The 12,249-nt window shown below is 72.9% G+C and carries 12 protein-coding genes; 11 read left to right on the top strand and 1 reads right to left on the bottom strand.

The features are described 5' to 3' along the window. Positions 1-27 precede the first annotated feature (27 nt). The 5 genes from ndk to OVN18_RS00895 all read left to right on the top strand — a co-directional run bounded on the left by ndk (position 28) and on the right by OVN18_RS00895 (position 7,112). Positions 28-450, top strand: coding sequence for a nucleoside-diphosphate kinase (gene ndk / locus OVN18_RS00915; RefSeq protein ID WP_267781391.1), 423 nt, complete (start codon positions 28-30; stop codon positions 448-450). A gap of 569 nt (positions 451-1,019) precedes the next feature. Continuing rightward, complete coding sequence (locus OVN18_RS00910; RefSeq protein WP_267781389.1) at positions 1,020-3,794, top strand: Rne/Rng family ribonuclease; 2,775 nt, start codon at positions 1,020-1,022, stop codon at positions 3,792-3,794. 10 nt (positions 3,795-3,804) lie between these two features. Further along, positions 3,805-4,845 (top strand): permease, encoded by a 1,041-nt coding sequence (locus tag OVN18_RS00905; RefSeq protein WP_267737643.1) that lies wholly within the window; start codon positions 3,805-3,807, stop codon positions 4,843-4,845. After that, complete coding sequence (locus OVN18_RS00900) at positions 4,835-5,668, top strand: TIGR03943 family putative permease subunit (RefSeq protein WP_267781388.1); 834 nt, start codon at positions 4,835-4,837, stop codon at positions 5,666-5,668. Before OVN18_RS00905 ends, OVN18_RS00900 begins: the two co-directional genes overlap by 11 nt. Continuing rightward, the gene (locus OVN18_RS00895) at positions 5,649-7,112 is read left to right on the top strand and encodes a hypothetical protein (RefSeq protein ID WP_267781387.1); all 1,464 of its coding nucleotides are present in this window, start codon (positions 5,649-5,651) and stop codon (positions 7,110-7,112) included. Before OVN18_RS00900 ends, OVN18_RS00895 begins: the two co-directional genes overlap by 20 nt. Before the next feature lie 28 nt (positions 7,113-7,140). Here the strand turns inward: OVN18_RS00895 and OVN18_RS00890 are convergent, their stop codons facing one another. Continuing rightward, positions 7,141-7,413 carry a DUF4031 domain-containing protein gene (locus OVN18_RS00890; RefSeq protein ID WP_267781386.1) on the bottom strand — a complete coding sequence of 91 codons (273 nt, stop codon included), beginning with the start codon at positions 7,411-7,413 and terminating at the stop codon, positions 7,141-7,143. A 201-nt stretch (positions 7,414-7,614) separates the two neighbouring features. Here OVN18_RS00890 and rplU point away from each other — a divergent pair, with 201 nt between their 5' ends. From rplU to OVN18_RS00860, 6 genes are all read left to right on the top strand, one after another. Next, positions 7,615-7,923, top strand: a complete 309-nt coding sequence (rplU, locus tag OVN18_RS00885) for a 50S ribosomal protein L21 (RefSeq protein WP_267737637.1) — start codon at positions 7,615-7,617, stop codon at positions 7,921-7,923. 15 nt (positions 7,924-7,938) lie between these two features. Next, positions 7,939-8,193, top strand: coding sequence for a 50S ribosomal protein L27 (gene rpmA / locus OVN18_RS00880; RefSeq protein ID WP_168916095.1), 255 nt, complete (start codon positions 7,939-7,941; stop codon positions 8,191-8,193). Positions 8,194-8,345: 152 nt separating this feature from the next. Further along, entirely contained in the window at positions 8,346-9,860 is a 1,515-nt protein-coding gene (gene obgE / locus OVN18_RS00875; RefSeq protein ID WP_267737636.1) for a GTPase ObgE, read from the top strand. Continuing rightward, a complete protein-coding gene (gene proB / locus OVN18_RS00870) occupies positions 9,857-10,648 on the top strand; it encodes a glutamate 5-kinase (RefSeq protein ID WP_267781384.1) in 792 nt (263 codons plus the stop codon). Before obgE ends, proB begins: the two co-directional genes overlap by 4 nt. Positions 10,649-10,689: 41 nt before the next feature. Beyond that, positions 10,690-11,943: a glutamate-5-semialdehyde dehydrogenase gene (locus OVN18_RS00865; RefSeq protein WP_267781383.1), complete on the top strand. Its 1,254-nt coding sequence runs from the start codon at positions 10,690-10,692 to the stop codon at positions 11,941-11,943. A gap of 49 nt (positions 11,944-11,992) precedes the next feature. Then, positions 11,993-12,199, top strand: coding sequence for a hypothetical protein (locus tag OVN18_RS00860; protein ID WP_267737633.1), 207 nt, complete (start codon positions 11,993-11,995; stop codon positions 12,197-12,199). Positions 12,200-12,249 lie beyond the last annotated feature (50 nt).

Genomic DNA, 12,249 nt, shown 5'->3' with positions numbered 1-12,249 from the left:
GTCGACTTCTACCGCCGGGAGGCACCCATGACCACGTCCATCGAAGAGACCCTCGTCCTCGTCAAGCCCGACGGGGTCGCCCGCAACCTGACGGGCCGGATCCTCGCCCGCATCGAGGCGAAGGGCTACCAGATCGTCGACCTGCGCATGGTGCAGGCCGACCGCGCGCTCCTCGCGCAGCACTACGCCGAGCACGAGGGCAAGCCCTTCTACGAGCCGCTCGTCGAGTTCATGGAGTCGGGCCCCGTCGTCGCGGCGCGCGTCGCCGGGCACCGGGTGATCGAGGGCTTCCGCTCGCTCGCCGGAACGACCGACCCGACCACCGCCGCGCCCGGCACCATCCGCGGCGATCTCGGCCGCGACTGGGGCCTCAAGGTGCAGCAGAACCTCGTCCACGGCAGCGACTCGCCCGAGTCGGCCGCGCGCGAGCTCGCACTCTGGTTCGACTGAGCCCACCCGCCGCGCCGGGCCCGCGCTCGGGCTCCGGCTCCCGCTCGGGCTCCGGGCGTCCTCGAGGCGCCCTCCGCGGCCGACGCGCCGCCGCCCTCGACGCGCCCTCCGCACCCGACGCGCCGCCGCCCTGGAGCGTGCACGAATGCAGGAGCCCCGGGCCGTCGCTCGGCGTGTCGCCGCCTCCCCGGCGGCGACGCGCCGAGCGGTTCCTGCATTCGTGCACGGGTCGTCGCGACCGGGTCGCCGGGGCGTCTCGTGCGGGTCGCGCCGAGGCCGCGTCGCTCCTCGTGCGATAATCGAGCAGCAGTCGTCGTCAGCCGCGCTCACGACGATCGCCGAAGAAGCTTTCCGGGTACTCCGGGCCAGCACCGCGGCACCAGGTCGCGATCGTCGGATAGCCAGTTCCGAGCAGGCGCTGTGACAGAGCGCGATAGGGCCCGCGCCCGACCCGAACCGGGGGGCCGCGGCTCGACAACAGAAGAGTTTCGCGGAGGAGCGCCTCGCGCTCCGACGCCGGAGAATTCCCGCACCGGGCGCGGCCCGGGCGGTTGAGGAGTGCACCAGCGATGGTGAAGGACGACACCGAAAAAGGACCGATCAAGCGCACCCGCATCTTCAAGGGGCGCTCCCGCCGCAAGGCCGACGCCCCCGCGGCGGTCGCCGAGCCGGGTGCCGGCGAGCACGAGCCCGCCGAGACGCCGGCGTCGCCGGTGATGGATGCTCCCGCCGAGCATCCCGTCACCGCATCGGCGCCCGCCGAGCCCGTCGCGGAATCCGCGCCCGAGCAGCCTGCCGCCCAGCAGCCCGCCGCCCCGCAGTCGGAGCCGGCCGCCGAGCAGCCCGCCGCCGAGCCGGCAGCCGCGCAGCCCGCCGAGCCCGAGCCCGCCGCCGAGCAGCCCGCCGAGCAGCCCGCTCCCGAGCAGCCCGCCGCGAGCCCCTTCCCGACGCTCAAGCCCGAGAGCACGACCTCCCTGCTGTTCTACGCGCCCCCGGTGGAGTACCTCGCCCCGCTGCCCGGCTCCGGCCCGGCGCGGTCGTTCGACGACCGCGGCGATGACGACGACGCCGAGGCCGAGGAGGGCGTCGGCACGAGCCGTCGCCGTTCGCGCTCGCGCCGCACCCGCGGTGGTGCCGCCGAGGGGGAGAACCGCGAGGGCCGCGATGAGCGGGCCGAGCGGGCCGAGCGCATCTCCGAGCGCCGCCAGCCGCGGGAGCCCCGCGAGCGCCGCGCTCCCGAGCCGATCACCGAGCCCCAGCGCATCAAGGGCTCCACGCGTCTCGAGGCGAAGAAGCAGCGCCGTCGCGACGGCCGCGACGCGGGCCGTCGACGTCCCGTCGTCACCGAGGCCGAGTTCCTCGCCCGCCGCGAGAGCGTCGACCGCGAGATGGTCGTGCGCTCGAAGGACGGCCGCATCCAGATCGGCGTGCTGGAGGACAGCGTCCTCGTCGAGCACTACGTCGCCCGGTCGAGCGAGTCGAGCCTCATCGGCAACGTCTACCTCGGCCGCGTGCAGAACGTGCTGCCGAGCATGGAGGCGGCCTTCGTCGACATCGGGCGCGGCCGCAACGCCGTGCTCTACTCCGGCGAGGTCGACTGGGATGCCGCGCAGGCCGAGGGTGAGAAGAACCAGCCCCGCCGCATCGAGCTCGCGCTCAAGCCCGGCGACCGGGTGCTCGTGCAGGTCACGAAGGATCCGATCGGGCACAAGGGCGCCCGCCTCACCAGCCAGGTGAGCCTGCCCGGCCGCTACCTCGTCTACGTGCCGAACGGCTCGATGAGCGGCATCAGCCGCAAGCTGCCCGACACCGAGCGCGCGCGCCTCAAGAAGATCCTCAAGGAGGTGCTGCCCGAGAACGTCGGCGTGATCGTGCGCACCGCGGCCGAGGGCGCCACCGAGGAGCAGCTGACGCTCGACGTCAACCGCCTCACCAGCCAGTGGGCCGAGATCTCGCGGCAGGTCGAGAACCACAACTCCAACCAGCCGGCCCTGCTGCACAGCGAGCCCGACCTGCTGGTCAAGATCGTGCGCGACGTCTTCAACGAGGACTTCCGCTCCATGGTCATCCACGGCACGGACGCCCAGCAGACGATCGAGAGCTACCTCCGCGGCGTGGCCCCCGACCTGCTCGACCGCGTGCAGAAGTACGAGGGCGACCACGACCCCTTCGACGAGTACCGAATCTCCGAGCAGATCGAGAAGGCGCTCGAGCGCAAGGTCTGGCTGCCCTCGGGCGGCTCGCTCGTCATCGACCGCACCGAGGCGATGACGGTCGTCGACGTCAACACCGGCAAGTTCGTCGGCTCGGGCGGCAACCTCGAGGAGACGGTCACGAAGAACAACCTCGAGGCCGCCGAGGAGATCGTGCGCCAGCTGCGGCTGCGCGACATCGGCGGCATCATCGTCGTCGACTTCATCGACATGGTGCTCGAGTCGAACCGCGACCTCGTGCTGCGCCGCCTGGTCGAGTGCCTGAGCCGCGACCGCACCAAGCACCAGGTCGCCGAGGTGACGAGCCTCGGACTCGTGCAGATGACGCGCAAGCGCCTGGGCCTCGGCCTGCTCGAGACCTTCAGCGAGAACTGCGACGTCTGCGCCGGCCGCGGGGTCATCGTGCACCACGACCCCGTCGCGAAGCACCGCGGCGCCGACTCGGGCAACGGCAACGGCTCCTCCCGCGGGGGTCGCGGCGGTCGTGGGGGCGAGCGCTCCGGCTCCGCCGGCGGCGCGCAGCGCGGCCAGAGCGGCGGCCGCAGCACGCCGTCGACCCACACGGGCACGCACGCCATCACGGAGGACGTGAGCAAGGCCCTCGCGAGCATCGCCGCGAAGACCGTGCACCACGACCACCCCGCCGCGACGCCGGCCGCCGAGCAGCCCGCGCCCGCCGCGGCGCCCGTCGAGCAGCCCGCGCCCGCGGCGACCACCGGGTCGTCCGCCGAGGCCGCGACCGAGCGGGGGGATGCCCCGGCCGAGCCCGCCGCCTCCTCCGAGCAGCCCCGCTCCTCGCGCGGCGGCCGCCGCGGCTCGCGCCGCTCCCAGGCCGGCACGACCCGCGCCGACGCTCCCGCCGGATCCGCGACCGCGCCGACCCCGGAGCGCTCCGAGGCCGCCCCGGCGACCACGGCCGGCCCGGCCGACGCCGACGTCGCGATCCTCGACATCCCGGTGCCCCCGGTCGCGCGCTCGCGGCAGAAGCTCGACCCGGTCGACGCCGAGCAGCTGCTCGGCTCGGTGCTCGAGGCCCTGCCCGAGCCGCCCGCTCCCGGCACGCGCAAGCGCGCCTCGCGCCGGGTGTCGAGCGGCACGATCAGCACCGCCGGCAGCGAGCAGCAGGGTTGATCCGACCGTCATGACCCGCGCTGCCGAGGCCCCCTCGCGACGTCCTGCTGCGGCAGGGCGCCGCTGGGGGCCCCGTCATGTCGTGGCGGCGGGGCTCGGCGTGCTGGGCATCCTCGCGATCGTCGGCCTGCGGGCGGTGACCGCCGAGAGCGGCGACGCGCCCCTGCCCGACGCCGCGCAGGATCTGATCACGCTCGCCACGAGCGTCATCATCGAGTCGCTGCCGTTCATCGTGCTCGGCATCGCGCTGTCGATCCTCGTGCAGGTCTGGATCCCCGAGACCTGGCTCATGCGCATCCTGCCGAGGAACCCGTGGGGCAGGCGGGCGGTCATCTCGCTGTTCGGCATGTTCCTCCCGGTGTGCGAGTGCGGCAACGTGCCGCTCGCCCGCGGGCTCGTGCGCAAGGGCTTCACGGTGCCCGAGAGCATGGTGTTCCTGCTCGCGGCGCCCATCCTCAACCCCGTCACGATCCTCACGACGCACGCGGCCTTCGGCTTCGACGACGGCATCCTCGTCGCGCGCCTGCTGGGCGGGTTCCTCATAGCGAACGTGCTCGGCTGGCTGTTCTCGCAGCACCCCGACCCCGAGTCGCTCCTCACCGATCGCTTCGCCGAGGAGTGCCGCGTCGACGAGGCCGCGGTGACGCGCAGCCGGGGCGGGCAGACGCTCGACCTGTTCGTGCGCGAGACGAGCATCCTCATGCCCGCCCTCGTGATCGGCGCGGTCGTCGCAGGGGCCATCCAGGTGGCGGTGCCGCGCGACGTGCTCGTCGCCCTCGGCAGCGACCCGCTGTTCAGCGTGCTGGCGATGATGGTGCTCGCCTTCGTCATCTCGGTCTGCTCGAACGTCGACGCCTTCTTCATCCTGCCCTTCGCCTCGACCTTCCTCCCCGGCTCGATCGTGACCTTCCTCGTGTTCGGTCCGATCATCGACATCAAGATGCTCGCGCTCATGCGCACCACCTACTCCACGCGCACGCTCGTGCAGGTCACGGTGGTGGTCGGTCTGCTCAGCGCGGCCCTCGGACTGGTGGTGAACTATGTGGCGTAGCGTTCAGACCTGGCGCGGCATCGCGCTCATCGGCACGATCTCGGCCGTCGCGCTGTGGCTCGCGGCCTCGGGCCAGCTGGTGCTCTACATCCACCCGCGGTACGTGCTCTTCACCGTGGCTATGGCGATCGTCGCCCTCGTGCTCGTCGTCGCCGCGATCGCGGCGCGCGCCGTCGTGCAGCGGCGGGATGCCCTGCAGCGCCCGCCCGGATCCGTCGACCTCCTCGCCGCCCACGACGGCCAGGGCCACGATCACGCCGAGCCCCACGACCACGATCCCCTGCCGCGGCGCCGGGAGCGCGCCCTGGGCCTCACGGCCGCCGGCGTCGCCGGGCTCTTCGTGCTCGGCATGGTGCTGCTGCCCCCCGCGACGCTCAGCACGGCGACGGCCGAGCAGCGCGAGATCAACGCGACGGCCGCCGACGTGCAGGCGCTCGACGAGGCGCAGAACGCCGATGCGGCCGCGGTGGCCCGGTTCACCGTGCGGGAGTGGGCGGGCATCCTGCGCCAGACGAGCGATCTGGGCTTCTTCGCCGACAAGCCGGTGACCGACCTCGTCGGCTTCGTCTCGCCCGACGCCGACGATCCCGAGAACGTCTTCTACGTCTCCCGCTTCTCGATCACCTGCTGCGCGGTCGACGCCCAGCCGCTCGGCGTCCCCGTGCACCTGCCGGGGTGGCAGGAGCAGTTCCCCGTCGACAGCTGGGTGAGCGTCTCGGGCGAGTTCGTCTCGAACCCCAGCGCGCAGAGCCTGCAGCCGATCGTCATCGAGCCCTCGGGCGTCGAGGCGGTGGAGCAGCCGCGTGAGCCGTACCTCTTCTGAGAAGCTCGAGCGGGTCGCCGAGCACAGCCGGCGCCTGCGCGACGATCGGGCCGAGCGGCGGTTCCGCACCCGGTTCTGGATGCTCGTCGCGGGCCTCTCGCTCGTCGGCGCCGTCTTCCTCATCCTCGGGGCGTTCCAGGGCCCCAAGCTCTCCACCGCGCAGATCGACGCCGCGCGCGCCGTCGAGCAGCCCGGCCAGCAGCTGCGCCTGTTCGCCAACCAGCCCGTGGACGCGATCGACCCCGCGCAGGTGAGCGTCGAGCCGGCGGCCGAGATCGCGGTCACCGTGCAGAACGAGCTCGTGACGGTCCAGTTCCTCGACCGCCTCGCCTGGAGCACCGAGTACACGGTGCGCGTCGAGGAGGTCACGGCCCCCGGCCGCACGGTCGCCGGCACCATGGAGCACCGCTTCACGACGCCCGACGGCGAGCTGCTTTACCTCGACCGCGGCGAGGAGACCGACGAGGTGCTGCGCGCCGGCATCGAGGGAGCGGGGCGCGGTGACGTGCTCTACTCGGCGCCAGGCATCCAGCGGTTCGCCCTCGTCGAGAACGCGCTTCTCGTGGCCCGCGATGCCCCGGATGCCGCTCTCGGCGACGAGGCGCCCGACGAGGGGGCGAGCCTCATCGAGATCGTGAACCTCGACTCGGGCCGCACCGAGGAGGTGCGGCTGCCCTCGCCGGTGCGCGTGGAGTCGGTCATCGCCTCGCCGGCGGGCACGACGGCGGCGCTCGTGCTGACGAGCGTCGGCGTGCCCGCGGGCGAGGGCGAGTTCCAGCAGTCGCTCGTGACCCTCGACCTCGGCGGTGCGCGCGAGGTGCAGCCCGTCGCGGGGCTCGACGGAGCGCTGCTGCGGGTGCGCGACGCGTGGTTTGCGGGGTCGGGCACCGGGATGCTCGCCCACACCCTCGACGGCGTGCTCGTGCAGGTCGACCCCGAGGCGGGCACCCCGCCGCTGCCCCTCGGCGACTACCGCGAGGTCTACGGCCCTTCGAGCGACGGCGGATCGCTGTCGGCCTCCGACGACTTCGGCGGCGTGCTGCTCGATCTCGCCTCGGGGGAGGAGGAGCGCATCAACCCCTCGCTCTTCGAGGGAGACGTCGTGTTCGCGGGCGAGACGCTCGTGACCGCCCAGGGGCTCCGCGTGCAGAAGGTCGCGGTCGCCGCGCTCGACGGCAGCTTCACGACGCTCCTCGTCGCCGATGACGGCGGCGGCGCCTCCCGGCTGCTCGCCCGCACCATCGACGACCGGGGCAGCCTCGGCGATCTCGCCCTCGCCCCGAACGACCAGTACGTCGCGATCGAGGTCACCCCCGTGCTCGACGAGGCCGTGAGCGACGACCGCATCGTCGACCCGCAGCCGACCTCCGTGACGATCGCCGTCATCGAGGTCGCGACCGGCGCGGTCGTGCGCACCCTGGAGGGCTTCGCCCCGGCCTGGTAGCGGGGCCGGTGCCGCCGGGCGCCCGCGGCTACCTCGGCCGCTTGTCGCGCTGCGCGACCCGCAGGCCCGAAGCGCTCAGGCGGGCCACGAGCTCCTTTCCGCTGACCGGCTCGGCGCCCTGCGCCACGAGCTCGTCGTAGCGGCTCTCCGGGTAGTCGTAGTGGTCGTGATCGAATCCGCGCTCCGGGATGCCCGCCGCACGCGCGAAGGCGTGCAGCTCCTCGAGCGAGCGGTCGCTCACGAGGTGCCCCCAGAGCCGGCCGTGCGCGGGCCAGACGGGGGCGTCGATCAGCACGGCCATGCGAAGGATTGTAAGCTGGGGGTCACGGCTCGAGGCCTTCCCGGGGCTTTTGACCGGGCATCCCTCATCAGGTATGCTCGACCGTTGGCGTGCGCTGGGCTGGTCCCGTCCAGGACCGTCGTCTGATGACGAGCGGTCTGACGAAGACCGTGCCCGCGCCAGATGCCTAGTTTTTCTTTCAATGCGACGTAAGGGTGAATCGTGGTCTACGCAGTAGTGCGCGCCGGTGGGCGGCAGGAGAAGGTGGAGGTCGGCACGGTCGTCGTCCTCGACCGTGTCAAGGCGTCCGAGGATGGCACGATCCAGCTCGTCCCCGTGCTCCACGTCGACGGTGACACCATCACCACCGACGCCAAGAAGCTGGCGAAGATCACCGTGACCGCCGAGGTGCTGAACGACCTCCGCGGCCCGAAGATCATCATCCAGAAGTTCAAGAACAAGACCGGGTACAAGAAGCGCCAGGGCCACCGCTCGGAGCTCACCCGCGTCAAGATCACCGGCATCAAGTAAGAAGGGGCGCGAACCATGGCACACAAGAAGGGCGCATCGTCCACTCGTAACGGCCGCGACTCCAACCCCCAGTACCTGGGTGTGAAGCGCTTCGGCGGCCAGGTCGTCAAGGCCGGCGAGATCATCGTCCGCCAGCGCGGCACGCACTTCCACCCCGGCGCCAACGTCGGCCGCGGTGGAGACGACACGCTGTTCGCCCTCTCGGCGGGCTCCGTGGAGTTCGGCAGCAAGGGCGGCCGCAAGGTCGTCAACATCGTCGCCGGCGTCTGATCCTCTGATCGACGCCCCCGCGCTCGGCGCGGCGGCACCGTCGCCCCGGCGACGCACTGATCCACCGGATGGGCGGGCCTCGGCCCGCCCATCCGTCGTTCACCGGGCGATCGCCCTGAGCACCCGCACCGAGCAGCAGGAGGAATAGCGCCATGGCGACATTCGTCGACCGCGTCACCCTCCACCTCAAGGCCGGCCACGGCGGGCACGGCTGCGTCTCGGTGCGCCGCGAGAAGTTCAAGCCCCTCGCCGGGCCCGACGGGGGCAACGGCGGCGACGGCGGCGACATCATCCTCGTCGCCAGCACGCAGGAGACCACCCTGCTGCCGTACCACCGCCGCCCCCACCGCACGAGCGACAACGGCGGCCCCGGCATGGGAGACAACCGCGCGGGCTTCCAGGGGCAGGATCTCGAGCTGCCCGTGCCCATCGGAACCGTCGTGCGCGACGCCGACGGTACCGAGCTCGCCGACCTCACCGAGGAGGGCATGCGCATCGTCGTCGCCCCCGGCGGCCAGGGCGGCTTGGGCAACAACGCCCTCTCGACCACCAAGCGCAAGGCGCCCGGCTTCGCGCTGCTCGGCACCGACGGCGACGAGCTCGACATCATCCTCGAGCTCAAGGTGGTCGCCGACGTCGCGCTCGTGGGCTACCCGAGCGCCGGCAAGTCGAGCCTCATCGCCGCGATCTCCTCGGCCAAGCCAAAGATCGCCGACTACCCCTTCACGACCCTGCACCCGAACCTCGGCGTCGTCGAGTCGGGCGAGACCCGCTACACCGTGGCCGATGTGCCCGGCCTCATCGAGGGGGCGAGCGAGGGCAAGGGGCTGGGGCTCGAGTTCCTGCGCCACGTCGAGCGCTGCAGCGCCCTGCTGCACGTGCTCGACTGCGGCACCCTCGAGCCGGGCCGCGATCCGCTCAGCGATCTCGACATCATCCTCGCCGAGCTGGCCGCCTACCCGGTGCCCGAGGGTCAGGTGCCCCTGCTCGAGCGCCCGCAGCTCGTCGCGCTCAACAAGGTCGACGTGCCCGACGGCCGCGAGCTCGCCGCCTTCGTGCGCCCCGAGCTCGAGAAGCGCGGCTACCGCGTGTTCGAGATCAGCGCCGTCAGCCACGAGGGCCTGCGCCCGCTGACCTTCGCGATGGCCGAGCTCGTCGAGGCCGACCGCGCCGCGCGCGCCGCCGAGGCGCAGGCGCGCCCCCGCGTCGTCATCCGCCCCCGCGCCGTCGACGTCAAGGATTTCGAGGTGCGCGTCGAGGGCAGCCACGAGGGCAACATCTACTACGTGATCGGTGCCAAGCCCGAGCGCTGGGTGCAGCAGACCGACTTCGCCAACGACGAGGCCGTCGGCTACCTCGCCGACCGGCTGGCGAAGCTCGGCGTCGAGAACGAGCTCTTCGCCAAGGGCGCCGTCGCCGGCGCGACCGTCGTCATCGGGGCGAAGAACGGCATGGTCTTCGACTGGGAGCCGACGCTCACGAGCGCCGCCGAGCTGCTCACCGCCCCGCGCGGCAGCGACCCGCGCCTCGATGCGCTCAACCGCCCGACGACGAGCCAGCGCCGCCAGACGTACAAAGAGCGCATGGACGCCAAGACCGAGGCGCGCGCCGAGCTCGAGCGCGAGCGCGAGGCCGGCATCTGGGCGGCGGAGGACGACGAGGGATGACCGCGGAGGTCGTGCGCGAGGCCGTGGTCTCCGCCCGCCGCGTCGTCGTCAAGGTCGGCTCCTCCTCGATCAGCGGCGACAACGCCGCGCAGATCGGCCCGCTCGTCGATGCGCTCGCGCAGCTGCACTCCCGCGGTGCGGAGGTCGTGCTCGTGTCGTCGGGCGCCATCGCCACGGGCATCCCGTTCCTCTCCCTCGACGGCCGCCCGACCGATCTCGCGACGCAGCAGGCCGCCGCCGCCGTCGGGCAGAACGTGCTCATGGTGCGCTATCAGGAGCAGCTCGACCGGCACGGCCTCGTCGCCGGGCAGATCCTGCTGACCGCGGGCGACCTCGAGCACGCCACCCCCCGGTCGAACGCCCAGCGCGCGATGGAGCGACTGCTCGGTCTGCGCGTGCTGCCCATCGTCAACGAGAACGACACGGTGGCGACGCAGGAGATCCGCTTCGGCGACAACGACCGGCTCGCCGCGCTCGTCGGCGAGCTCGTGCACGCCGACCTGCTCGTGCTGCTGAGCGACGTCGACGCCCTCTACACGCGGCCGCCGCACGAGCCCGGTGCCGAGCGCATCGCGCACGTGGCATGGGACGACGCGCTCGAGCGGGTCGAGCTCGGCGACATCGGGGCCGCGGGCGTCGGAACCGGGGGAGCGGGCACCAAGATCGCCGCCGCCCGCTACGCCGTGGCCCACCGAACGCCGGTCGTGCTCACCTCCACCGGCAACGTCGGCGCCGCGCTGCGCGGCGAGAGCGTGGGCACCTGGTTCGAGGCCGCTCCTCGCCCCTGAGCGCCGGTCGGCACGCCGGCGGGGCCGCCTAGAATCGGGGGATGCCCGCCCGCACCCTCCCCGAGACCCTCGAGGCCGCGCAGACCGCCTCCCGCGCGCTCGCGACCCTCACCTCCGTGCAGAAGGACACCGCCCTCGCGGCCGTCGCCGACGCTCTCGAGGCGGAGTCGTCGAGCATCATCGCCGCCAACGCCCGCGACCTCGAGGCGGGCGAGGCGGCGGGCCTCGCCGCGGGCCTGCTCGACCGTCTGCGCCTCGACGAGCCCCGTGTCGCGGCGCTCGCCCGCGCGGTGCGCGACGTCGTCGCGCTGCCCGACCCGGTGGGCGTCGTCGTCCGCGGATCGACCCTGCCCAACGGCGTCGGTCTCAGCCAGGTGCGGGTGCCCTTCGGCGTGGTCGGCGCCATCTACGAGGCGCGCCCCAACGTCACCGTCGACATCGCCGCGCTGGCGCTCAAGAGCGGCAACGCGAGCGTGCTGCGGGGCGGCAGCGCGGCGCTGCACAGCAACGAGCGGCTCGTGGCGGTCATCCGCACCGCGCTCGAGAGCGCCGGCCTGCCGGCCGACGCCGTGCAGACCATCGACGCCTTCGGCCGCGAGGGCGCCGCCGAGCTCATGCGGGCGCGCGGCCTCGTCGACGTGCTCATCCCGCGCGGCAGCGCCGACCTCATCCAGACGGTCGTGCGCGAGTCGACCGTGCCGGTCATCGAGACCGGTGCCGGCGTCGTGCACATCCTGCTCGATGCCAGCGCCGACGAGGCGATGGCCGTCGACATCGTGCGCAACGCCAAGGTGCAGCGCCCGAGCGTCTGCAACGCGGTCGAGACCGTGCTCGTGCACCGCGACGCCGCCGAGCGGCTGCTGCCGCCGCTGCTCGCCGCCCTGCGGCACGAGGGCGTGCTCGTGCGCGGCGACGACCGGGCGCGCGCCGTCGACGCCGGTCTCGAGCCCGCCACCGACGACGACTTCGCGACCGAGCACATGGCCCTCGAGCTGTCGATCGGCATCGTCGACGACCTGGATGCCGCTCTGGCGCACATCCGCCGATTCAGCACGAAGCACACCGAGTCGATCATCACGGGCGACATGGCCGCCGCCGAGCGGTTCCTCGCCGAGGTCGACTCGGCCGTGGTGATGGTCAACGCCTCGACGCGGTTCAGCGACGGCGGCGAGTTCGGGTTCGGAGCGGAGGTCGGCATCTCGACGCAGAAGCTGCACGCCCGCGGGCCGATGGGTCTGCCCGAGCTCACGAGCACCAAGTGGATCGTCCGCGGCGCCGGGCAGGTTCGCGGCTGAGGCCCGGTAGACTGCTGCACTGCACGCCTCGACCCCGGGAGGGAACCCCATGACGCTGACCAGCCTGCTCATCGCCTCGGAGGAGCAGCTCGCCCCGCTCATCGCGCCGCCCCTCGTCATCGCCGGGGTCGCCGCTCTGGCGTTCTTCATGATGGGCCTGGTCACCTTCGCCTACCGCGACGTCGCGAACCGCCAGGCGCAGAAGCGGTCCTCCTCGACCGGCCAGGCCGGCGCGCACGACGGCGCCCAGCACTAGGCTGCAGCCCCATCGCCGACGCCCAGCTCCTGCCGTCCGCCGCCCCCCGG

The sequence above is a fragment of the Microcella daejeonensis genome, from assembly GCF_026625045.1.
GTDB lineage: Bacteria > Actinomycetota > Actinomycetes > Actinomycetales > Microbacteriaceae > Microcella > Microcella daejeonensis.
Note: the sequence above shows the minus strand (reverse complement) of the source record. Positions and strands in the feature narration are given on the sequence as shown.

What these genes read in the sequence shown, in the direction of transcription:
- ndk (WP_267781391.1), top strand. Translation starts at nt 28, where the DNA reads ATGACCACGTCCATCGAAGAGACCCTCGTCCTCGTCAAGCCCGACGGG.
- OVN18_RS00910 (WP_267781389.1), top strand. Translation starts at nt 1,020, where the DNA reads ATGGTGAAGGACGACACCGAAAAAGGACCGATCAAGCGCACCCGCATC.
- OVN18_RS00905 (WP_267737643.1), top strand. Translation starts at nt 3,805, where the DNA reads ATGACCCGCGCTGCCGAGGCCCCCTCGCGACGTCCTGCTGCGGCAGGG.
- OVN18_RS00900 (WP_267781388.1), top strand. Translation starts at nt 4,835, where the DNA reads ATGTGGCGTAGCGTTCAGACCTGGCGCGGCATCGCGCTCATCGGCACG.
- OVN18_RS00890 (WP_267781386.1), bottom strand. Translation starts at nt 7,413, where the DNA reads ATGGCCGTGCTGATCGACGCCCCCGTCTGGCCCGCGCACGGCCGGCTC.
- rpmA (WP_168916095.1), top strand. Translation starts at nt 7,939, where the DNA reads ATGGCACACAAGAAGGGCGCATCGTCCACTCGTAACGGCCGCGACTCC.
- obgE (WP_267737636.1), top strand. Translation starts at nt 8,346, where the DNA reads ATGGCGACATTCGTCGACCGCGTCACCCTCCACCTCAAGGCCGGCCAC.
- proB (WP_267781384.1), top strand. Translation starts at nt 9,857, where the DNA reads ATGACCGCGGAGGTCGTGCGCGAGGCCGTGGTCTCCGCCCGCCGCGTC.
- OVN18_RS00865 (WP_267781383.1), top strand. Translation starts at nt 10,690, where the DNA reads ATGCCCGCCCGCACCCTCCCCGAGACCCTCGAGGCCGCGCAGACCGCC.
- OVN18_RS00860 (WP_267737633.1), top strand. Translation starts at nt 11,993, where the DNA reads ATGACGCTGACCAGCCTGCTCATCGCCTCGGAGGAGCAGCTCGCCCCG.